The sequence below is a fragment of the Cellulosimicrobium sp. So1_17 genome, assembly GCF_055181235.1.
Map to the genome: position 1 here is coordinate 2,477,429 of NZ_CM143702.1, position 21,240 is coordinate 2,498,668.

Below are 21,240 nucleotides of genomic sequence, written 5' to 3' on the forward strand. Positions count from 1 at the left end.
AACCGGACAGCGCCGAACCCGGGGTTGCCGGCCACCAGAGCAGTCTGGTGACCGATAGCCCCGGGTTCGGGACGTCCCGGGAAGGCCGTGCCGCTGTCGAGGACGGGGTTCTCGGACGGGACCTTCGATGGACGGTTCGGTGGCCGCACCTCGCACCGGTGGCGCGCAGCGGCAGGACGCCGCTCCCGCGCGCGGGACGAGGAGCGACGTCGCGGGCCGCGCCAGCCTCTGCGAGGGTGAGGTGCATGCGACTCACGATCCGGACGTCTGCCCTCGCCGTGTGCGCCCTCCTCCTGGCGGCCTGCTCGGCGTCGCCCGCACCCGACGGGTCGGATCTACCGTCAGCCCCTCCCGCGTCGTCCGAGGCGCCCGACGACGCGGCGAGCCCCGAGGTCTCGGAGACCGGAGCGCCGAGCGACGACGTGCCGACCGACCTGACGCCCGAGGCGCTGCTCCCGGGCTCGGCCTGGGAGGCGTCAGCCGGGCCGCGCGAGGAGTCCGACGGCGTCGTCGCCTGGCGTCTGCCCGAGGCCTGCACCGCCGGCGAGCCCACGACGGCGACGACGATGAGCACCGTCACGCAGGGCGACGGCGCCGAGGAGGCGCCCGTCGGGGTGCAGCAGGTCACGCTATTCGCCGACGCGGACGCCGCCGCGGCCGAGGCGGACCGGCTGGCCGCCGCCGTCGCCGCGTGCGCCGAGCAGGTGCCCGACGACGCGACCGGAGGCACGACGTATGTCGCCGAACCCGTCGAGGTCGGCGCCCAGGGCACCGGGCTCGCGACGGACTACTACGGCGCCGCCGAGGGCGGCGGGCTCGACGACGCGCTCGGCACCTACCTCGCCACGACGCGCCGGGGCACCGCGGTGACGCTCGTCGCGCTCGACGGGGGCGAGAGCACCGTCGGCGTCGCGCGCGAGACCGTCACCGGCAACGCCCAGGCGGCGTGGGAGCTGCTGTGCGCGTACGACTCGGTGGGCTGCTGAGCCGGGCACCGCGCGGTCGGGGCGGGCGTGGCCGTTCCGGTGCTGGTCATGATGCCTCCAGGAGGGTCGGTCGGTGGGTGCCGGCGAGGACGGCGTCGAGCAGCCGGGCCGGCACGTCACCGGGAGCCGGGCGGAACGCGTAGACCGCGACGAGGCGCGCCCGCGCGGCGGTGGTCCACGCGGGCAGGGCTGCGAGGACGTCGTCGTGCGGGGCGTAGCCGTCGAGGACCGCGGCCGCGACCGCACGCGCCCGGGTCGGCCCGCACACGCCCTGCAGCGCGCGCAGCTCGAGGTGGGCGAGCAGGTTCGCGAGGTCGAGGGCCGGGTGGGCCGTCGTCGCGAGGTCGAGGTCGAGCAGGCCGACCCGGTCGGGGTCGCGCTCGTCGACGAGGAGCTGTTTGTCGTGCAGGTCGCGGTGCGTCGGCACGGGCGGAGGATCCTCGGCGCCGCACCGCCGCAGCGCGTCCTCGACGTGCGCGAGCACCTCGTGGGCGAGCGTCGGCGTCACCGCCTCGTGCACGACCGCCCAGGACCACCAGCGCTCGACGACCGCGAGCTCGGCCGCGGCGTCGTGCCGCGCGGGAGGCACTGCGGCTCGGTGCCCGACGTCGGTCCGCGGCGCCTCCCCGGACGCGGCGCCGGGCCCCGCCTGAAGACCGCGCAGCCCGCGCCCGACGGCTCGGCCGGCCCGGGCCAGCGCCTCGTCGGGGACGCACGGGTCGGCGAGGAGCGCGTGCAGGGTGCGCCCGGGCAGGGCGCTCGTCGTGACCGCCCCGTCTCCCCGGGAGACCACCGCGGGCGTGGAGAACGCGCCGTCGGGCACGACGGGCTCCGGCACGGACCGGCCGGGACGGACGAGCTTGGTGTACGTCCCCTCGGGGTCCCGCACGACGCCGCGTCGGCCGGGCCGGTGCGCGACGAGCCGCGCCCCCGGGCGGCGGACCGCCTCCGCGAGCCCCGGCAGGTGCAGGTCCGCGCCGTCGTGGTGGACGACGACGGCGCCGCGGGCCGTCGCGACGGACGTCCCGTCCACCCCGAGCCGGTCGGCGACGCGCGCCGCACGGCCCGGGTCGGCGAACCACTGGCCGGCGAGGACGCGCGGGTCGCCACCAGATGACGAGGCCGCCGTCGGACGCGCGGGGCCCTCGGTCCCGACGAGGAGCAGGTGCTCCGCGGAGCGCGGGATCGTCGCGCGCAGCGTGCGACCGCCCTCGGCGAGGCGGACCGCGATCTCGACCGCGCGCGGCGCGTACCGCACGCGCGAGGACGCGGATCGCACCGACGGGTCACGGCGCGGCCGGTCCCGCGGGCTCTGCTCTGCCGTGCGCGTCTCACCGGTGTGCGTCGCCGAGCCGTCGAGTACCCGCGCCAGGTCGCCCCGGCCGTCGAGCACGTCGCGCGCGGCGACGAGCAGCGCGGCGCACGACCCGTCCCAGCCCGGTTCGAGGCGGCGGAAGGGTTCCGTCGCGCGGCGCAGCAGCTGGGCGGCCGTCGCGTGCCGCAGCGCGTCCGAGGCGAGCGGCCGCCCGCCCGCGGCGCGGTACCCGTCGAGCACCGCACGTGCCGCGTCGGGCGCACCGGTGGCGTCGGCGCGGACGAGCGACGCGACCAGGGACCCGAGGTCGTCGACGGCGTCGCCCGGCCCGGCGGCGTCCGCGTCGACGAGCCCCAGGACGCCGTCCGGCGCGAGCACGACCTGGTCGAGCGACAGGTCACCGTGCACGAGCACGCGCCCGCGGCCCGCCAGGCCCGGGACGGTCGCCGAGAGGCGCCGCGCGAGCCGCCGCGCGTCGTCGGCGAGCTCCGGCAGCAGCACCGCGACGGCCTCCGCCGCGGCCGGCACCGCACCGGGGCGACCGGCACCGGGGACCGGCGCACCGGCCCCGTCGGCCCGGTCGGCACGGTCGGCACGGTGGGAATGGAGCGTCGCCACCGTCTCCCCCACCCGCCGGAGCAGCGCGACGTCGCGCGGCAGCGTGTCGACCGGCGTCCCGTCGAGCCACTCCGTGACCACGAGGCCGAGCGCCTCGTCGACGGCGAGCACGGCGGGCGACGCGACCGGACCGGCCGCGAGGGCCGCGTACCCCCGGACGACGCGCGCGACGTCGTCGGGCCGGACCGCGCGGACGAGGAGCGTGCCTCCCGGGCCGTCCGCGCGGAGGACGGCGCGCCGCTCGGGGTTGTGCCGCACGAGGCGGGGCGCCCGGTCGAACGACGGGCGCAACCGTGCGGGCAGCGTCGCGGTCCACGCCGCACGACGGCCGCCGTCGGTGAGGACGCGGAGGCCCGGGACGTCCCGGTCGGCCTGCCACGTCGTGACGACGAGGCCGGCGTCGCGGTCGACGAGCAGCACGTCCGCGGGGTCGGCCTTGCGAACCGTCTTGTCGAGCTTCGGCAGCGCGTGCGGCGCGTACGCCCGCGCGACGACGCCCTCGGGCTCGCGGTCGTCCGTCGTCCACGTCGCGGCGAGGACGCAGCTCGTGCCGGGCTTGAGCCGCAGGTACGGCCGGGTGAGCGAGCCCGCCCTCCCGGTGGCCTCGGCGAGGCGACCGGCGAGGGCGTCGAGGCCCACGGCGCGCGCGGGCGCCGGCAGGCCCGGCGCAGCGGCGGGCACGGAGACGGGGACGGTGCGGGTGTCAGCCACGGCGCACCGCCTCGCGCGTGGACGGGCCATCGCCGGCCGCGGGACGTCCGGCCGCTCGACCGTCCGGATCGGTGACCTCTCGACCGTCCGGATCGCCCGCCGCGCGACCGACGGTCGCGAGGCCGCCGAGGACGTCCGCCGGCCGCCCCTGCGCGACGACGCGCCCGCCCTCGACGCGCGCGACGCGGTCGCACCCGCGCGCGGCGCCGAGGTCGTGCGTGATGACGATCGTCGTGCGCCCGGACGTCAGCCGGCCCATCGCCTCGACGACCTCGCGCTCGGTGTCCTCGTCGAGACCGGTCATCGCCTCGTCGAGCACGACGATCGGCGCGTCGAGGATCGCGGCGCGCGCGATGGCGATGCGCTGGCGCTGACCGCCCGAGAGCGTGGCCCCCCGCTCCCCCACCACGGTGTCGTACCCGTGCGGCAGCGCGAGGACGAAGTCGTGCGCCCCCGCGAGCCGCGCGGCGCGCTCGACGTCGACGTCGGTCGCGTCGTCGAGCCCGGTCGCGATGTTCTCGCGCACCGTGCCCCGGAACAGCACGCTCTCCTGCAGCACGACCGCGACCGACGAGCGCACGCTGCGCACGGTGAGCTCGCGCAGGTCGTAGCCGTCGATCCGGACGACGCCCGCGTCGGGGTCCCGCAGGCGGGACAGCAGCGCCACGAGGCTCGACTTCCCCGCGCCCGACGCCCCGACGACGGCGATCCGCTCCCCCGGCCGGACCGTGAGGTCGAGGCCGCGCAGGACCGGGTGGCCCGGCACGTAGGACAGCCACACGCCCTCGAACCGGACCGCGCCCCGGACCCGGGTGAGGGGCCGCGCCCAGGTCGCGTCCACGACGTCGGGCCGCTCCTCGAGCACGTCGACGACGCGCTCGCTCGACGCCGCCGCCTGGGCGATGCGGCCGGTGTACTTCGCGAGGTCGCGCATGGGCTTGAACGCCGCCTTGAGGTAGGTGAGGAACACGGTGAGCTCGCCCGGCGTGAGGGCGCCGTCGAGCACGCGGCGCGCGCCGACGTAGAGGACGAGCGCCGTCGCGGCGCCGACGAGCACGTCGGTCGAGCGTTCGAGCCCGGCCGACAGGCGCTTGGCCTTCACGCCCTCGCGCAGCGACGTGTCGTTCGAGCGCGCGAACCCGGCGCGCATCCGGTCCTCGAGCGAGTACGCCTGCACGACCTTGACCGCCGAGAGCGTCTCGGTCGCGAGCGAGGCGAGGTTGCCCTCGGCCTTGCGCTGGTCGCGCGAGACCGTGCGGATGCGCCGCGTGAGCCGCGTGCTCGTGAGGAGGAAGACCGGCAGCACGACGAGCATGACGAGCGCGAGCTGGAGGTCGAGCACCGCGACCACGACGACCATCCCGACGAGCGTCACGACGTTCCCGAGCATGGGGAGCATCGCCGTGACGGACACCTCCTTGAGGCGCCCGACGTCGCTCGTCACGCGCGTCACGAGGTCTCCCGTCGGTGTCCGGTCGTGGAACGCGAGCGACAGGCGCTGGAGGTGGTCGTAGAGGTCGGCGCGCACGCCCGTGAGCACGCGGTTGCCCGCGAGCGCGAAGCACACGGTGCTCGCGTACGCGGCGGCGGCGCGCAGCACGGCGATCACGAGGAGCGACAGCGCGGCGTAGAGGATGACGAGCCCGAGGTTCGCGGGCGCGGGCCCGGCGACGGTCGACCCGGTCGCCGCGACGATCCCGTCCACGACGAACTTCAGCGGCCACGGCTCGAGGAGGCGCATCACGACCTCGGCGAACAGCGCGAGGGTCCCGAGGACGAGCAGCCGGCGCTGCGGCCCGACGTGCTCGCGCAGGTGCGGCCACGAGCGGCGGAACGACCGGCCCGTCCCACGCAGCGACGTCCGGCCCGTGCGCGGGCTCCGGGTCTCAGCCACGGGACACCTCCGCCCGTGCGGCGTCGGGCAGGCCGACGCCCGCCCGGTCGAGCGCGCGCCCGACGACGACCGTCCAGTCGTGCCGCGCGACGGCGGCCTCCCGGGCCCGAGCGCCGAGCGCGGCGCGGCGCGCGGGGTCGTGCGCGAGCCCCACGAGGGCGTCGGCGAGCGCCGCGGCGTCGCCCGGCGGGACGAGCACGCCGAGCGCGCCGCCGTCCGGGCCGGCGAGCGCGGCGGGCAGCTCGCCGACCGCGCTCGCGACCACGGGCAGGCCTGCCGCGAGGTACTCGTACGCCTTGAGTGGCGAGAAGTAGAAGTCGTCGAGCGCCGGGTAGGGCGCGACGCCCACGTCCGCGCGGTGCAGGAGCGCGGGGACGTCCGACGGCGCGACGGCACCCGTGCGCTCGACCGCGGGGCCGATCCCCAGGGCGCGGGCGCGCTCGTCGACCCTGTCGGCCTGCGGGCCGTCCCCGACGACGAGGAGCCGCGCGTGCGGGACCCGGGGCAGCACGCGGGCGAACGCGTCGAGCAGCACGTCGACGCCGTGCCACGGCTTGAGCGTCCCGACGAACGCGACGGTGAAGCGGTCCGCCGGGCGCCGTGCCGGGGTGACGCGCGTCGTGTCGACGCCGTTGGGCAGCACGTGCACCCGCGCCGGGTCGACGGCGCGCTCCGCGGCCCACGCGGCCACCGGCCCGCTCACCGCGACGACCGTCCCGGCGGCGCCGATCGCGGCCCGGGCGCAGCGCTCGGCCCCCTCGGCGTCGACCAGCTCGCGGTGCCGTGCCTGCTCCTGCGGGAGGGGCGCGTTGACCTCGAGCACGCTCGGCGTCCCCGTCCTGCGCGCCCACGCGGTCGCCGCGGTCCCCCACAGCGCGTACCGCTCGTAGACGAGGTCGAGGCCGCCGCCGGCGGCGAGGTCGTCGAGCAGGGGCCCGACGCGCGCGTCCGCCTCCTGCAGCGCCCGCTCGCGCTCGGCGGTCGAGCGCGTCGCGGCCACGGGAAGGGTGTGCACGACGACGTCGCTCAGGTCGGGCGGCACGTCGTCGCCCGGGCGCGTGGTGACGAGGTGGACGGTGGCGCCGGCCCGCACGAGCACGCGCAGGACGGCCTGGACGTGGACCGACGAGCCCTTGCGCCCGAAGACCGGGACACCGGGGTCGGTGCTGACGTAGGCGATCCTCATGCCGCCCTCCCCTCGGACGTGGCGCTCGTCGGGGCGCCGGTCGTGGACCCGCGCGGGACGGCCCCGGAGGGATCTGCTGCGGACCGGAGCAGGTCGAGGAGCGCGGCCGACGTGCGCTCGACGTCGAACTCCGCCTCCACGAGAGCGCGGGCGCCGTCGGCGAGCCGGCCCGCGAGCGCCGGGTCGGCGAGGACCCGCCCGAGGGCCGCGGCGAGCGCCGGCACGTCGCGCTCGGGGACGAGCAGGCCGGTCTCGCCGTCGCGCACGGCCTCGGGGATCCCCGTGACGGGCGTCGAGACGACGGGCGTCCCGGCGGCCATGGCCTCGAGCAGCACGGTCGGCAGCCCGTCCCGGTTGCCGTCCGCGCCGAGCACGCACGGCGCGGCCAGGACCGTGGCCCGTGCCACGACGTCGCGCACACGGTCCTGGGACAGCGGCCCGTGGAAGGTCACCTGCGTGTCGAGGCCCAGCCGCGCCGCCCGGGCCCGCAGCGTCTCGTCCTCCGATCCGGTGCCGACGAGGTCCAGGTGGACGTCACGGCCGTCGCGCACGAGGAGGGCGACGGCGTCGAGCAGGTCGCCGAAGCCCTTCTTCTCGACGAGCCGCCCGACGGCGGCGATCCGGCCCGGCGTGCGGGGGTCGCGTGAACGGGCGTGCTCGACGAGGTCGAGGCCGTTGTACACGCGGCGCACGCCGTCGGCCGCGGGGCCGAACGTCGTGCGCAGGTGGGCGAGGTTGTGGTCGCTCACCGTCACGACGGCGCGCGCGTCGGCGAGCTTGCGGCGCAGGTCCTCGGCGTCGACGTCCTCGTGGAAGATGTCCTTCGCGTGCGCCGTGAACGTGAACCCGACGCCGAGCACGACCGCCGCGAGGCGCGCGACCGTGGTGGCGACGGACCCGAAGTGCGCGTGCAGGTGCGTGATCCCGGCGGCGTCGGCCGCGAGCGCGACCTCCAGGGCCTGCGTCGCGTCCTCCGGGTCGGCGGCGAGGAGCTCGTCGAGCACCGGTCCCGAGAGGGCGTCACCGAACCGGGCGTGCGCCGCGGCGAGCGCGCGCCACACGTCCGACGGCCGCGTCGTGCGCGGCACGTAGCGGACGGGCGCGCGCACGGCGGCGAGGGAAGCGTGGAAGCGCGTGTCGACGGGTGCGCGCAGCGAGAAGATGGCGATCTCCACACCGCGGCGCTCGAGGCCGCGCACCTCGTTGACGACGAACGTCTCGGAGAAGCGCGGGTACATCTTCGTGACGTACCCGACGCGCAGCGCGGCGGGCGGCACGGAGGTCGGTCCTGCGGTCGGTCCTGCGGTCGGGTTCTCAGGCGGTCGCACGGTGGTCCTCCTCGGTCGGCGCGGTCGTGGTCGGGGCGGTCTTGAGCGGTGCGGTCCGGACGCGGGCGTCCCGAGTCGCCGCGACGTCCGCCGTGACGTCCGGCGTGACGTCCGGCGTGACGTCGGCGGAGCGCGCACGCGCGACGAGCCGGGCGACGAGGGCGGGCACTCGCGCGAGCCCGTCGAGGTCGACCTCGACGGCGGACGGCGCGCGTTCGGCCCGGCGTGCTTCGCGGCCGGCGGTCCCGTCGCCCCCGGCGACCCCGCGCAGCCAGGACGCGAGCCGCTCGGGTGCGGGGTCGCCGTCGAGCACGTCGACGAGGCCGAGCTCGGCGAGGCGCCGGGCGCGCACGAGCTGCTCGGCCCGGGGTCGGGTGCGGGGCACCACGAGCGCCGGGCGGCGGCTCGCGAGCACCTCGCACACCGAGTTGTAGCCGCCCATCGTCACGACGGCGCGCGCTCCCTCGACGAGCGGGACGACGTCGCGCACGAACGCGTGCACCTCGAGGTCCGGGCGGGCGAGCGCGGCGCGGCGCAGCACCGCACGCGTGGCGGCGGGCAGGTAGGGGCCGGTCACGAGGACGCCCCGGACGCCGTCGGGCAGGGCGGTCCGGGCGAACGACCGGGCGAGCTCCGCGCCGTCCTGCCCGCCGCCGACGAGGCACAGGACGTACGGCACGTCCGGGACGGCCACGGCGCGCGCAGCGCGGTGGTCGGCGGGCGAGCCCACCCGGGCCGCCGCGACCGACCGGCCGTGGCCCAGGTACCCGGTGAAGACCGTCCGCCGCGCGACGACGTCGGGGAGCGCGTACTCGACGAGCGGGTCGTAGACGCGCGCGTCGCCGTAGACCCACACCTCGTCGTAGAAGCGGGCCACGACCGACGTGCTGCGCTGGTCGTCCCACTCGCGCACGGCGACCTCCGGGACGTCGAGCACGTCGCGGAGCCCGAGGACGCAGGCCGTGCGGCCCCGGGCACGCAGTCGCTCGAGCGCCGGGCGCAGCTCTCCGCCGACGCCGAGCGGGACCTTGTCCACGACGAGCACGTCGGGGTCGAACGCGGCGAGCGCGCCGTCGAGCACCCCGGCGCGCACGTCGACGACGCCGCCGAGGTCGCCGCCCCAGCGGCGCGGCCCGTACCCCGTGGCCAGGTCCTTCGTGATGCCCGGGAGCGTGACGACCTCGGTCCGCTCCGGGAGCGGCAGGCTGGTCGCCTCGGCCGCGCCGGAGAGGAGCAGGACGTCGACGTCCGGGTCGGCCTCGACGACGGCGCGGGCGAGGAGCGACGTGCGGCGCACGTGGCCCAGGCCCTGCGTGTCGTGCGAGTACAGCGCGATGCGCCGGCGGGTGCGGTGACCGCGACCGGCGAGGTGTTCGGGTGCCCCTGTCATGACCGCCACGATGTCGTCGCGCGGTGAGACGCCCGTGAACGTGCTGTGAGAGGACTCTCATGCCCCTGCGTCCGTCGGGGCCCCGACCGAGGAGCGCCCGTGCGGGAGCCCATGTGAAAGCCTTCACATGGGCTAGGGTGACGATGTCCCGTCGCCGGCGGGAGGTGGGCGCCTCAACTCGGCCGGAAGGAAGCGCCCATGGGTCACGTCGACGTCGCGAGCACCGTCTCGGAGTACCTCGACCGCTCGGACTGGCGGGTGAACGCCAACGCCAACCAGGGCTTCTCGCTCGGAGGGCTCGTCCTCAGCACGGCCGGCAAGGTCGTGGCGAACTACTGGCTCGACGAGGTCTACGCCCCCGACCTCGCCGTGGCGCACCGCAGCGGAGACCTGCACGTGCACGACCTCGACGTGCTCGGTGGCTACTGCGCCGGCTGGTCGCTGCGCGCGCTCCTGTCGGAAGGGCTCGGCGGGGTCCCCGGCGCGGTCGACTCCGCTCCCCCGCGGCACTTCTCCTCGGCGATCGGCCAGGTCGTCAACTTCCTGGGGATCCTCCAGAACGAGTGGGCGGGCGCGCAGGCCTTCAGCTCGTTCGACACGCTCATGGCACCGTACGTGCGCGTCGACGGCCTGACGTACGAGCAGGTGCGGCAGGGCGTCCAGGAACTCGTCCACAACCTCAACGTGCCGTCGCGCTGGGGCACGCAGACGCCGTTCACCAACCTCACGTTCGACCTCACGTGCCCGCACGACCTCGCCGACGTGCACCCGGTGGTCGGCGGCGCGACGGCCGACTTCACGTACGGCGACCTCGCGGTCGAGGCGGACATGATCAACCGCGCGTACATCGACGTCATGACGGCCGGCGACGCGACCGGGCGGGCCTTCACGTTCCCGATCCCCACGTACAACGTCACGGAGGACTTCGACTGGGACTCGCCGCTCGCGGACGCGCTCTTCGCGATGACCGCGAAGTACGGCACGCCGTACTTCCAGAACTTCGTGAACTCCGACATGGACCCGGGCGACGTCCGGTCCATGTGCTGCCGGCTCCAGCTCGACCTGCGCGAGCTGCTCAAGCGCGGCAACGGCCTGTTCGGGTCCGGCGAGCAGACGGGGTCGGTCGGCGTCGTGACGATCAACTGCGCGCGCCTGGGGCACCTCCACCGAGGAGACGTCGACGGGCTGCTCGGCGCGTTCGACCGGTTGCTCGACCTCGCGGTCGAGTCGCTCGAGACGAAGCGCGCGACGGTGCAGCGCCTCCTGGACGACGGCCTCTTCCCGTACACGCGTCGCTACCTCGGGTCGCTCGACGCGCACTTCTCGACCGTCGGGGTCAACGGCGTCAACGAGATGATCCGCAACGTCACGGGCGACGCGCACGACCTCACGAGCGAGAACGGCCACGCCCTCGCCGTGCGCCTCCTCGACCACGCGCGCGAGCGGCTCGTCGCGGTGCAGGAGACGACCGGGAACCTGTACAACCTGGAGGCGACCCCCGCCGAGGGCACGACCTACCGCTTCGCCAAGGAGGACCGCGCGCGCTTCCCGGGCATCCTCCAGGCGGGCACGGACGACAACCCGTACTACACCAACTCGACCCAGCTCCCCGTGGGCTTCACCGAGGACCCGTTCGAGGCCCTCGAACGCCAGGACGACCTCCAGACCCGGTACACCGGCGGGACCGTCCTGCACCTGTACATGGGCGAGGCCGTCTCTGGTACGCAAGCGTGCAAGGAGCTCGTGCGGCGCGCGATCACGCGGTTCCGCCTGCCCTACCTCACCGTCACCCCGACCTTCTCCGTGTGCCCCACGCACGGCTACCTCGTGGGCGAGCACCGGACGTGCCCGGCCTGCGGCGCGACCGCCGAGGTCTGGACGCGCGTCATGGGGTACTTCCGGCCGGTGTCGTCGTTCAACATCGGCAAGAAGGGCGAGTACGCCGAGCGCACACCGTTCCGGGAGGAGCCCGCAGCGGCGCACGTCGACCGCGAGCCCGAGCAGGACGTCGAGGCGCGCGGGCGCGACGTCGAGGCGGGCGACCGTGTCCCGGCCTGAGCTCGTGCTCGCCGGGATGTCCCCGCTCTCCACCGTCGACTGGCCCGGGCGGCTCGTCGCGACCGTCTTCACGCAGGGCTGCCCCTGGCGCTGCGCGTACTGCCACAACCCGGGTCTCGTGCCGGTCCCGCCACCCGGCGCAGCCGCACCCGAGGGCACTCCGCGGTGGTCGGAGGTCCTCGCGTTCCTCGAACGACGGCGCGGTCTGCTCGACGGCGTCGTGTTCTCCGGCGGCGAGCCGACGCTCCATCCCGGACTGCTGGGGGCGATCGACGACGCACGCTCGCTGGGGTTCGCCGTCGGGCTGCACACGGGCGGCGCCTGGCCCGCCCGGCTCGCGCGGATCCTGCCGTTCCTCGACTGGGTGGGGCTGGACGTCAAGCACCTGCCGTCGCGCTATCCCGCCGTGACGGGGACCGTGCCGTCCGGGCGTCGGGCGTTCGAGTCTCTCGCCGTGCTCCTGCGGTCGGGTGTCGACCACGAGGTCCGCACGACCGTGGACCCGCACGTCCACACCCGTCCCGAGCTCCTCGCGCTCGGCACGCACCTGCACCGCCTCGGCGTCCGACGCTGGGTCCTCCAGGAGGCGCGGCCCGACGGCGCGGACCCGGCCTGGGCCGCGAGGCTCGCCGGGCGACGTCTCGCCGACGTCCTCGACGAGACCGACCTGCCCTGGGCGAGCCGCCGCACCACCGCCTGACGCCGAGCACGGGGTCGGCCACCGTTTCCGCGTGGAACCGGTGGACGGTCCCGTGCTCGGCCGTCGGCAGCCCCGTGCTCGGCGCTACGCCATGGGTCGCACCGGCTGCCGCAGGACCGTCCGCAGCTTCGCCGGGTCCGTGCGGCGCGGGTCGCTGAGATAGATCTCGTGGTGCGGCCCGGCGAACGTCAGCCCGTGCTCGGGCAGGTAGACGTCGTGCAGCTCCGCGAGCACCGGTGTCTCGGCGTCGTACGACCCGACGTGCAGCGTCTGCACCGATCGACCCTCGGTGATCGCGCGCCGCTCGACGAGGTCGAGGGCCGGCAGGTCCTTCGTCGCCCGGACCGTCGACGTCACGTCGGCCACGAGGTCCGCGTCGACCCAGTCGGGTTGCAGGACGAGCATCGTCCACCGCCAGGCGTCCTTGTCCCGACGCACGAACGCGCGGGGGTCCTCGGCCGTCCACAACCCCTCCAGCGGCCCGACGACGTAGTCCCTGCCGAGCTCCCGCTTGCTCGCGAACTTCACGGCGTACGACAGCCCGAACAGCGTCTCGACAGCCTCGCGGTACGACGCCGCGGTGTTGGGGTCGCCCTCGCCGTCGACCGCGAGGTAGATCAGCGACGGGACGTCGACCTCCACGAACCGCCCGCGCGGCGGGGCGTACAGCTCGCGGTGCAGCCTCTTGAGGTCGACCTTGGGCGGGGCGTCGTCGCTGGCGGCCATGGGAGGGACGTTACGCGTCGCCGACCCCGGCCGCCCGCACGCCGACCGGCGCCAGGTAGTCGACGACCGTGCGCACCACCGTGGGGTCGCGGAGCAGCCGGTGGTGCCCGAGGCCGTCCGTGGCGAGGAGCTCGCCCTCGGGCCACGCCGCCGCGAGCGCGGCCCCGACCTCGAACGGCACCTCCTTGTCGGCGCGGTCGTGCACGACGAGCGCCGGTGGCAGCGGGTGGCTGCGCACGGTGTCGAGCACGTCCAGGTCCGAGAGCGGACGGCCGGCCACGTCGAGGATCAGCGCACGGAGCAGCGCACGCGTCGGTGCCGCGAGGCGCAGGGCATCGGCGAACCGCTCCAGCTCGCCGAGCGGGTCGGCGATCGCGGCGACGAGCACGAGGCGACCGACCTCCAGCCCGTCCCGGACGGCGAGCGTCGTCGTCGCCGTGCCGAGCGAGTGCGCGACGACGGCCGTCGGCTCGCCGTGGACGCGCGTCACCGCAGCGAGCGACTCCGCCATCTCGGGCACCGTGCTCCGGCGCGGCCCGAAGCGCCCGGGGCCGGAGTCACCGTGGCTGAGGGCGTCGAACGCCACGACGCGGTACCCGGCCGCGCGCAGCGGCTCGACGAACGCGCCGAGCTGGCCGCGCCACCCGCCCCAGCCGTGGACGAGGTAGACGGCGCCGAGGTCTGCGACGGTCCCGCCCGGCGTCGACCCGGACGACGGCGCGACCGCGGTCGACGCTCCCGTCACCAGCGCCTCCGCCGGTGCCGGGCCGGACGGCGGTGACCACGTCTCGACGACGAGGTGCGACCCTCCGTCGGTCGTCACCGAGCCGAGCGTGCCGGGCGCGGGTCTGTCGTCGCGGCGGCGGCCGGCCCCGTCGGGCGGCGTGGCCCACAGGTCCAGGGCGTGCTGCGCGGCCCGGCGCGGAGCGATGCGCTGGAGGAGCCCGAGGCGCGCGCGGACGACGGCGAGCTGCAGCGCTGCTCGCCGACGGCGGGCAGCACGGCGGCGCGCGACGCGACGATCCGACTCGGCACGAACGATCGTGCTTTTCTGAACGCCTGGCTCCGTCATGGCGACTTCCTCTCGGTGGTGGTGGGATCGGGGTGGGACGGCGAGGGTGGCGGTCGGGCGGGTCCTCGGCGGCGAGCCCGGGTCGGGCGGGTCTGGGTCGGGCGGCCTGGGCGGCGCGGTCAGCCGACCGGGGTCTGGACGCGCGCGGCGTCGAGCAGGGCCTCGAACGCGCGCCGGGCGCGGTCCTCGGCGGCGGCGTCGCCTATGAACACGTGCGCGTGGTGGAGCGCGAGCATGATCCCGTAGAGGTCCGACGCGACCTGCTGCGCGTCGACGTCGTCGCGGAACCCGTCGTCGACGCACGTGCGGTACACCTGGGCGATCGCGTCGTAGAGGTCCTGATGGTCGCGGACGAGCTGGTCGCGGACCGGGCCGGACTGCGCCGAGAGCTCCGTCGCCGCCTTGACGAACAGGCACCCGCCGGGCTGCTGGACCAGGTCGCACCACACCCAGCGCTCGAACAGGGTCCGCAGGCGCTGCTCGCCGCGCGGCGTGCGGAGCGCGGGCAGGACGACCGACTCGACGAACTCGGCGCGCGCCTGCTCCAGCACGGCCAGCTGCAGCGACTCCTTCGACCGGAAGTGCGCGTACAGCCCGCTCTTGGACATCCCCGTGCTCCGGGCCAGCTCGCCGATGGTCAGCCCGGACAGCCCGACGCGGTAGGCGGCCTCCACGCCGTGGTGCAGGATCGCCTGCCGCGTCTCGTCGCCCTTGGTCACGCTCGCGACGTTAGCACGACCGTGCTGAAACGGGGAGAGTCTCGCGCCAACCGACTCCGGACGGCCCCGAACCTGCGTGCGCCGAACCCCGGGTTGTGAGGCGATCCGGCGTCGGATCGCCTTATAACCCGGGGTTCGGCGTCGAGCCGGTCAGACCGGCGCGGGCTCCTCGGTGACGAGCGGGTACACGCCGTTCTCGTCGTGCACCTCGCGACCCGTCACCGGGGGGTTGAACACGCACACGGTGCGCATCTGCGTGCGGGGTCGCACGACGTGCTTGTCATGGTCGTCCAGCAGGTACAGCGAGCCCGGCGCGAGCTCGTGCGTCTCGCCCGTCGCGAGATCGGTGATGCTTCCTTCGCCCTCGACGACGAAGACCGCCTCGATGTGGTTCGCGTACCAGAACTCGTTCTCCGTGCCCGCGTAGAGCGTCGTCTCGTGGACGGAGAACCCGACGCCCTCCTTCGCGAGGACGATGCGCTTGCTGCGCCAGTTCTCGCTCCGCACGTCGGCGTCGGTGTCGGTGATCTCGTCGATGGTGCGCACGATCATGGGTACCTCCAGTGCTGGTTCGGCAGGTCGGTCGACGGGCGTCCCGCTCCCGAGCACGACGACGGGCCCGGGTGCGGGACGGTTCAGGGGAGGACGACGGCGATCGCCTCGTCCAGGATCGCGAGCCCTCGGCGCAGCTCGTCCTCGGTGATCGTGAGGGGCGGCAGCAGCTTGACGACCTCGCCGTCGGGGCCCGACGTCTCCATGAGCAGGCCCCGCGCGAAGGCCTCCTCGCAGACCCGGCCCGCGACCTCGCCGTCAGCCATCTGGAGGCCGCGCGCGAGACCACGGCCCTTCGAGATCAGCCCGGCGTCGGGGTGCTGCGCGACCGCCGCGTTGAAGTGCGACTCCACGAGCGCGCCCTTCGCGAGCGTGGCGCGCTCGAGCGCGTCGTCCGACCAGTAGGTGCGGATCGCCTCGGCCGCCGTCGCGAACGCGGGCGCGAAGCCGCGGAACGTGCCGTTGTGCTCGCCGGGCTCCCAGATGTCGAGCTCGGGACGCACGAGCGTGAGCGCCATGGGCAGCCCGTAGCCCGAGATCGACTTCGAGAGGCAGATGATGTCGGGGACGATCCCGGCCTCCTCGAAGCTGAAGAACCCGCCCGTGCGGCCGCAACCCATCTGGATGTCGTCGACGATGAGCAGGATCCCGTGGCGCGTGCACAGGTCCGCGAGCCCGCGCAGCCACTCGGCGCGTGCGGCGTTGATGCCGCCCTCGCCCTGCACGGTCTCGACGATCACGGCGGCCGGCTCGTTGAGACCGCTGCCCCCGTCGCCCAGCAGGCGCTCGAGGTACACGAAGTCGTCGACGTCGCCGTTGAAGTAGTCGTCGTAGGGCATCGGCGTCGCGTGGACGAGCGGGATGCCCGCGCCGCCGCGCTTCATCGAGTTCCCTGTCACCGACAGCGCGCCCAGCGTCATGCCGTGGAACGCGTTCGTGAAGTTGATGACCGACTCGCGTCCTGTCACCTTCCGCGCGAGCTTGAGCGCCGCCTCGACCGCGTTGGCGCCGCCCGGACCGGGGAACACGACCTTGTGGTCGAGCCCGCGGGGCCGCAGGATCGTCGACTCGAAGGTCTCCAGGAAGTCACGACGGGCGGTGGTCAGCATGTCGAGGCTGTGCACCATGCGGTCGTCCGCGAGGTAGTCGATCAGCACCTTCTTCAGGCGCGGCTCGTTGTGGCCGTAGTTGAGCGAGCCCGCCCCGGCGAAGAAGTCGAGGTACTCGGTGCCGTCCTCGGCGAACACCGCAGCGCCACGTGCCCGGTCGAAGACGACGGGCCAGGCGCGCGAGTAGCTGCGGACACCGGACTCCAGCGAGGTGAAGCCGAGCGGGTCGTCGGCGGTGTGCGCGGCGGCGGTCAGGACGGTCGAGGTTGTCACGAAGGAGCTCTCCTTGTGCTGGTGCGCACGGGTGCGTGGCGTGTCGGAGGCTGCGTCGTCACCCGCGCGCCGGACCGGCGCAGCCCGATGTCGTGCGGTCAGCGAGCGTGGACGCCGTCGATGACGAGCATCGGCTCGTCGCCGTGGGCGTCGGGGAAGTGGTCCGCGGTGAAGAGCGGGGTCGTGCCGATCGTCGCGCCGCGACGCGCGGCCCAGCGGACGAAGAGAGTCCGCGACGCGACGTTGTCCTCGGCGACGGTGGTCTTCACGGTCGTCAGGTCGGGCGCGCCGTCGACGAGCGCGTCGAGCAGCCGGCCCGCGACCCCGTAGCCGCGCGCCTCCTCGTCCACGGCGACCTGCCAGACGAAGAGGTGCGCGACGTCGTCGGGGAGCCGGTAGCCGGAGACGAACCCGACGACCCGCTCTCCCGTCGGGCTCGCGCCGTCCGGGACGACCGCCACACGGCAGGTCTCCGCGAAGTGCTCGGCCAGCACCAGGTACGCGTAGGACGAGTTGAGGTCGAGCTCCCCGGAGTCGCGGGCGACGCGCCACATGGCGGCGCCGTCGGCCGTGGCGGGCCGGCGGACGCGCAGGCCTGCCGGCGGACCGTCGTGGTGGGCGAGCGCTGCAGGGCTCGCGCTCCGGGCGGTGCCCGGGGTCCTGCTCGGGGTCGGAGGTGCTGTGGGCGCGGCGTTCGTCGTCGTGTCCATACCGTCGACGACCCTAGGCGCATCCGCGCCGGACCGACACCCGGAGATGGTGATCCCGTGACGAACGGCGAGCCGGATACAGGCTGGGATCCGCAACAGACCGCGGTTCGTGCCTGTCAGGTATCGATTCGATCACGGACACACCGCGTGTCTCTCCTGGTGAGACCTCTGTGCTCAGCCGACCCAGTCGAGGACCCGGGCGACCACCAGGTCGGCGAGGATCTCGTAGCCGTTCGCGCCCGGGTGGTAGCCGTCCCCCGCCACGACGGCGTGCCGCCACGCCTCGTCGCGCGACGTCGCGTCGAACACCGGGACGTACGGGATGCCGAGCCTCTCCGTCTCGACCGCCAGCGCGTCGTCGAGCCGCCCGATCCGCACGGCGTGCTCGACGTCCGCGACGGCGACCGGTCCGACCACCAGGAGGGGGACGTCCAGCTCGTCGCGGACCACGACGCGCACCCGGTCGAGCGCGGCGAGCGTCTCGTCGACGGAGAGCCGGGGCGCACCGCCGTCGAGGACCGTGTCGTTCACGCCGAACGAGACGACGACCCGCGGTTCGGTCGCCTCCCGGAGTCGCGGCGCGACCTCACCCGCGACCCGTGCCGCGACGTCCGCCGACGTGTCGCGCCGGACGCCGAGGTTGTACGACGTCAGCGGCAGCCCGCGCGTCGCGGACGCGGCGGCGACGCGCCCGACCCAGCCGAGCGCGGTCTCGTCACCGACTCCCGCGACGTAGGAGTCGCCGACGAAGCACACCCGCACGTCACGGTCCGATCGAGGCACGGCGGCAGTCTAGGGGCGCGGAGACGGCCGTGCCCGGACCTCCGGAGCCGGGAACGACGAAGCCCCGGAACCGTCACGGTTCCGGGGCTTCAGCTGTGCGCCCGAAGGGATTCGAACCCCCAACCTTCTGATCCGTAGTCAGATGCTCTATCCGTTGAGCTACGGGCGCTGGTCGTGCTCTGCTCTCGCAGGGCCGGCGATCGCTCACCGGCCGTCCAGAAGACTACCGTGTCCCGGCGGCGATCCCAAACCGATACGGCCCCGGGACGGCGGAGGTGACGGACGCCACGGCCGTCCTCCCGTCCGCTCCCGACCGCGCGGCAGTCCCGTGTCCGCCTGGCGCACCACACCCGGTCCTCCCACGGTGGGACACGCCTGGCGACACGTCCCTCCCGCAGCCCGACGCCGCGTCGGCGGTCGACGCCCGAGGATCGAACCATGACGTCCACGCACCCCGCCCCCTCCCCCGGTGGCTCGCCGCTCGTCGCGAGCGCCCTCACGAAGGTCTACGGCACCGCCGAGGCGACGACGACCGCTCTCGCCGGCGTGAGCCTCACCGTCCACCCGGGCGAGTCGCTCGCGATCATGGGCCCGTCCGGCTCCGGCAAGACCACGCTGCTGCACTGCCTCGCCGGGATCCTCACGCCGACGTCCGGCTCGGTCGCCTGGCGCGGGGAGGACGTCGCGACGCTCTCCGACGCGCGCCGCACCGTGCTGCGGCGCAACGACTTCGGCTTCGTCTTCCAGTCGGGGCAGCTCCTGCCGGAGCTTCCCGCGGTGGAGAACGCGGCGCTGCCGCTCATGCTCGCGGGCACGTCGCGCGCCGAGGCGACGGCGGTCGCGGCCCGGTGGCTCGCCCACCTCGGGCTCGCGGGGATGGAGCAGCGGCGACCGGGAGAGCTCTCGGGCGGCCAGGCGCAGCGCGTCGCCATCGCACGGGCGCTCGTCGGCTCGCCCGGCGTGGTCTTCGCGGACGAGCCCACGGGCGCGCTCGACCAGTCCACCGGTTCCGAGGTCCTCGACGTCCTCACGCGCGCGACACGTGCGTCGGGCGCCGCACTCGTGATCGTCACGCACGACGCCGGCGTGGCCCGCCACTGCTCCCGCACGGTGACGATGCGCGACGGACGCATCTCGGGCGAGTTCCGCGCCCCCGGGACGCAGGCAGCGCCGGCGAGCGCCGCCGTGCAGCACGCGGTCCCCGCCCCCCCGGCGACGAGCACGGAGGGTGCACGATGAGGACGGTCGACCTCTGGTGGCTCCTGCGCCGCCGCAGCGCCGACGACCGCGACCCGCAGCGGCTGACCACCGTCCTCGCCGTCATCGCGTTCGCGACGACGACCGCGGTGCTGCTCGTCGTGGTCGGCGGGTTCGGCGCGTTCCTCGCCCGTGGTGGAGGCCTCGAGGGGTTGCGCACGGGCATCGCCGACGGCAGCGACTACGACACCCAGTACCCGGTCCTCGCGGGGATCGCCATGCTCCTGCTGCTCATCCCGCTCGTCACCCTGGGTGGAGCGGCTGCACGCCTCGCCGTCGCGCGGCGGGACGCGCGCCTCTCCGCGCTGCGCCTCGCCGGCGCCACGACCGGCCAGGTCACCACCCTCACCGTGCTCGACGCCGCGGCGCAGGCCGTGGCCGGTGCGCTCGCCGGGACCGTCGGCTACGCGGCGCTCCTGCCGCTCGTCGCGCAGCTGCGCTTCCAGGGCCGCACCTTCGGGATCGGCGAGCTGTGGGTCGGGGTTCCCGCGCTGCTCGGCTCGGTGGCGCTCGTGGTGGTCGTCGCGCTCGTCTCGTCGCTGGCGAGCCTGCGCCGCGTCGCGATCACGCCGCTCGGCGTCGCGGCCCGCGTCACTCCCCCCGGCCTCAAGGCCGTGCGCCTGGTGTCGACGGGGGTCGCGTTCGTCGCCCTGATCGTCGTCACCAACATGTCGTTCGGGTCGGCCGCCGTCGTCATCACCGTGCTGACCGTGATCCTGCTCGTCGGGTTCGCGACGCTCAACCTCGTCGGGCCCTTCGTCATCTGGCTCGTCGGGAAGATCACGGCAGGCCGCGCGCGCCGTGTGCCGACGCTGCTCGCGGGACGTCGCATCGTCGACAGCCCCAAGACGGCGTGGCGCTCGGTGGGCGGAGTCGCGCTCGCGACCTTCATCGCCGGACTGACGAGCATCTTCGCGCTCTTCGACCCGGGCGCAGGAGCCGACTCCGCCGAGGTCCAGTTCCTCACCGACCTCAAGACGGGCGGCTTCCTGACGCTCGCGATCTCCGGGGTTCTCGCCGCCGTCTCGACGGGCGTCATGCAGGCCGGTCGTGTCATCGACCAGCGCGGCGAGTACCGGACGCTCGTGCTCGCCGGCACGGACCTGCGCACGCTCGACCAGGCACGGTTCCGCGAGACCCTCGTCCCGCTCGCGGTGAGCGTCGGCGTCGCGACCGTCGGGGCGCTGATGTTCATGGTCCCCGTGATCGGGCTCAACGCGTTCGCGAACGTGGGCGTCGTCGTCCAGTTCCTGCTCTGCGTCGCGGCCGCGTCGGGCCTCGTCCTGGCGGGGGCGGGAGCCTCACGGTTCGTCGTGCGGTCCGCGCTCGCGACGTCGGGCACGGCGTAGCCGACAGGCTCCCCCGGACCGGGTCCGCTCAAGGTTCCGGCGGGCGGACGTCCTCTGCCGAACCCCGGCTTGTGCGGCGTTCAACGCCTTGGGTGACCCACAACCCGGGGTTCGGCGAGGGCGGGTGACACACAACCCGGGGTTCGGCGTCGCGGCGCGCGGGACGCGGGGCGTGACGCGCGGTCGACCGTGCGCGGGCAACAGAAAAGGCTCCGGGCGCTGGGCTGCCGGAGCCTTCCTGGCGGAGACGGAGGGATTTGAACCCTCGAACGGGTTGCCCCGTTACCACCTTAGCAGGGTGGCGCACTAGACCTGACTATGCGACGTCTCCTCGCGGGACCTGCTCGTGCCGACGCATCGACGACGGAGCTGCACCCGCGTCGCCCAGGGTACCGGGGCCTCGGCGCACGACCAAACCGCGCCCCGCCGACGGCGCCTGGCCCGCGGAACCGCGGGCGCAAGGGCCGCGCGGGCCGCGCGGGCGTGCGACGGTCTGCGACGGCC

17 protein-coding genes and 2 tRNA genes are annotated in these 21,240 nt (G+C 75.0%); 5 read left to right on the forward strand and 14 right to left on the reverse strand.

Features of this window, described 5'->3' with window-relative positions; translation table 11 throughout:
• Positions 1–245: 245 nt before the first annotated feature.
• Positions 246–986 (forward strand): hypothetical protein, encoded by a 741-nt coding sequence (locus tag ACZCLJ_RS10885; protein WP_463103682.1) that lies wholly within the window; start codon positions 246–248, stop codon positions 984–986.
• 46 nt (positions 987–1,032) lie between these two features.
• Here the strand turns inward: ACZCLJ_RS10885 and ACZCLJ_RS10890 are convergent, their stop codons facing one another.
• The 5 genes from ACZCLJ_RS10890 to ACZCLJ_RS10910 are packed head-to-tail and all read right to left on the reverse strand — an operon-like array spanning position 1,033 to position 9,428.
• Complete coding sequence (locus ACZCLJ_RS10890) at positions 1,033–3,630, reverse strand: phosphotransferase (protein WP_463103683.1); 2,598 nt, start codon at positions 3,628–3,630, stop codon at positions 1,033–1,035.
• Positions 3,623–5,524 carry an ABC transporter ATP-binding protein gene (locus ACZCLJ_RS10895; RefSeq protein ID WP_463103684.1) on the reverse strand — a complete coding sequence of 634 codons (1,902 nt, stop codon included), beginning with the start codon at positions 5,522–5,524 and terminating at the stop codon, positions 3,623–3,625. Before ACZCLJ_RS10895 ends, ACZCLJ_RS10890 begins: the two co-directional genes overlap by 8 nt.
• Positions 5,517–6,710: a glycosyltransferase family 4 protein gene (locus tag ACZCLJ_RS10900; RefSeq protein ID WP_463103685.1), complete on the reverse strand. Its 1,194-nt coding sequence runs from the start codon at positions 6,708–6,710 to the stop codon at positions 5,517–5,519. The genes ACZCLJ_RS10895 and ACZCLJ_RS10900 overlap by 8 nt, the downstream gene beginning before the upstream one ends.
• Entirely contained in the window at positions 6,707–8,038 is a 1,332-nt protein-coding gene (locus tag ACZCLJ_RS10905) for a glycosyltransferase family 4 protein (RefSeq protein WP_463103686.1), read from the reverse strand. Before ACZCLJ_RS10905 ends, ACZCLJ_RS10900 begins: the two co-directional genes overlap by 4 nt.
• Positions 8,025–9,428: a glycosyltransferase family protein gene (locus ACZCLJ_RS10910; protein WP_463103687.1), complete on the reverse strand. Its 1,404-nt coding sequence runs from the start codon at positions 9,426–9,428 to the stop codon at positions 8,025–8,027. The genes ACZCLJ_RS10905 and ACZCLJ_RS10910 overlap by 14 nt, the downstream gene beginning before the upstream one ends.
• A gap of 198 nt (positions 9,429–9,626) precedes the next feature.
• Here ACZCLJ_RS10910 and ACZCLJ_RS10915 point away from each other — a divergent pair, with 198 nt between their 5' ends.
• Together ACZCLJ_RS10915 and ACZCLJ_RS10920 are read left to right on the forward strand one after the other, a co-directional pair.
• Positions 9,627–11,486, forward strand: coding sequence for a ribonucleoside triphosphate reductase (locus ACZCLJ_RS10915; RefSeq protein WP_463103688.1), 1,860 nt, complete (start codon positions 9,627–9,629; stop codon positions 11,484–11,486).
• On the forward strand, positions 11,473–12,186 hold the full coding sequence (locus ACZCLJ_RS10920; protein ID WP_463103689.1) for an anaerobic ribonucleoside-triphosphate reductase activating protein: 714 nt from the start codon (positions 11,473–11,475) through the stop codon (positions 12,184–12,186). The genes ACZCLJ_RS10915 and ACZCLJ_RS10920 overlap by 14 nt, the downstream gene beginning before the upstream one ends.
• A gap of 84 nt (positions 12,187–12,270) precedes the next feature.
• On the opposite strand, the gene ACZCLJ_RS10925 is transcribed toward ACZCLJ_RS10920, so the two are convergent.
• From ACZCLJ_RS10925 to ACZCLJ_RS10960, 8 genes are all read right to left on the reverse strand, one after another.
• On the reverse strand, positions 12,271–12,912 hold the full coding sequence (locus ACZCLJ_RS10925) for a GyrI-like domain-containing protein (protein ID WP_463103690.1): 642 nt from the start codon (positions 12,910–12,912) through the stop codon (positions 12,271–12,273).
• 10 nt (positions 12,913–12,922) lie between these two features.
• The gene (locus ACZCLJ_RS10930; RefSeq protein ID WP_463103691.1) at positions 12,923–13,984 is read right to left on the reverse strand and encodes an alpha/beta fold hydrolase; all 1,062 of its coding nucleotides are present in this window, start codon (positions 13,982–13,984) and stop codon (positions 12,923–12,925) included.
• Between the two features lie 119 nt (positions 13,985–14,103).
• Positions 14,104–14,703, reverse strand: a complete 600-nt coding sequence (locus tag ACZCLJ_RS10935; RefSeq protein ID WP_463103692.1) for a TetR/AcrR family transcriptional regulator — start codon at positions 14,701–14,703, stop codon at positions 14,104–14,106.
• Positions 14,704–14,853: 150 nt separating this feature from the next.
• A complete protein-coding gene (locus ACZCLJ_RS10940; protein ID WP_463103693.1) occupies positions 14,854–15,255 on the reverse strand; it encodes an ectoine synthase in 402 nt (133 codons plus the stop codon).
• A gap of 83 nt (positions 15,256–15,338) precedes the next feature.
• Positions 15,339–16,637, reverse strand: coding sequence for a diaminobutyrate--2-oxoglutarate transaminase (ectB, locus tag ACZCLJ_RS10945; protein ID WP_463103694.1), 1,299 nt, complete (start codon positions 16,635–16,637; stop codon positions 15,339–15,341).
• Positions 16,638–16,735: 98 nt separating this feature from the next.
• Positions 16,736–17,347 (reverse strand): diaminobutyrate acetyltransferase, encoded by a 612-nt coding sequence (ectA, locus tag ACZCLJ_RS10950; RefSeq protein WP_463103695.1) that lies wholly within the window; start codon positions 17,345–17,347, stop codon positions 16,736–16,738.
• Positions 17,348–17,521: 174 nt separating this feature from the next.
• Positions 17,522–18,130, reverse strand: coding sequence for a GDSL-type esterase/lipase family protein (locus tag ACZCLJ_RS10955; RefSeq protein ID WP_463103696.1), 609 nt, complete (start codon positions 18,128–18,130; stop codon positions 17,522–17,524).
• 96 nt (positions 18,131–18,226) lie between these two features.
• A tRNA-Arg gene (locus ACZCLJ_RS10960) sits at positions 18,227–18,299 on the reverse strand.
• Positions 18,300–18,568: 269 nt separating this feature from the next.
• On the opposite strand from ACZCLJ_RS10960, the gene ACZCLJ_RS10965 reads away from it, so the two are divergent.
• Together ACZCLJ_RS10965 and ACZCLJ_RS10970 are read left to right on the forward strand one after the other, a co-directional pair.
• On the forward strand, positions 18,569–19,369 hold the full coding sequence (locus ACZCLJ_RS10965; RefSeq protein ID WP_463103697.1) for an ABC transporter ATP-binding protein: 801 nt from the start codon (positions 18,569–18,571) through the stop codon (positions 19,367–19,369).
• Positions 19,366–20,736 (forward strand): FtsX-like permease family protein, encoded by a 1,371-nt coding sequence (locus ACZCLJ_RS10970; protein WP_463103698.1) that lies wholly within the window; start codon positions 19,366–19,368, stop codon positions 20,734–20,736. The genes ACZCLJ_RS10965 and ACZCLJ_RS10970 overlap by 4 nt, the downstream gene beginning before the upstream one ends.
• Before the next feature lie 239 nt (positions 20,737–20,975).
• Here ACZCLJ_RS10970 and ACZCLJ_RS10975 read toward each other — a convergent pair.
• Positions 20,976–21,067 (reverse strand) — tRNA-Ser (locus ACZCLJ_RS10975).
• Positions 21,068–21,240: the final 173 nt, after the last annotated feature.

Coding starts and splice junctions, on each gene's coding strand:
- ACZCLJ_RS10970 (WP_463103698.1), top strand. CDS start 19,366: ATGAGGACGGTCGACCTCTGGTGGCTCCTGCGCCGCCGCAGCGCCGAC.
- ACZCLJ_RS10930 (WP_463103691.1), bottom strand. CDS start 13,984: ATGACGGAGCCAGGCGTTCAGAAAAGCACGATCGTTCGTGCCGAGTCG.
- ACZCLJ_RS10910 (WP_463103687.1), bottom strand. CDS start 9,428: ATGACAGGGGCACCCGAACACCTCGCCGGTCGCGGTCACCGCACCCGC.
- ACZCLJ_RS10965 (WP_463103697.1), top strand. CDS start 18,569: ATGACGTCCACGCACCCCGCCCCCTCCCCCGGTGGCTCGCCGCTCGTC.
- ectA (WP_463103695.1), bottom strand. CDS start 17,347: ATGGACACGACGACGAACGCCGCGCCCACAGCACCTCCGACCCCGAGC.
- ACZCLJ_RS10915 (WP_463103688.1), top strand. CDS start 9,627: ATGGGTCACGTCGACGTCGCGAGCACCGTCTCGGAGTACCTCGACCGC.
- ACZCLJ_RS10925 (WP_463103690.1), bottom strand. CDS start 12,912: ATGGCCGCCAGCGACGACGCCCCGCCCAAGGTCGACCTCAAGAGGCTG.
- ACZCLJ_RS10900 (WP_463103685.1), bottom strand. CDS start 6,710: ATGAGGATCGCCTACGTCAGCACCGACCCCGGTGTCCCGGTCTTCGGG.
- ACZCLJ_RS10885 (WP_463103682.1), top strand. CDS start 246: ATGCGACTCACGATCCGGACGTCTGCCCTCGCCGTGTGCGCCCTCCTC.
- ACZCLJ_RS10940 (WP_463103693.1), bottom strand. CDS start 15,255: ATGATCGTGCGCACCATCGACGAGATCACCGACACCGACGCCGACGTG.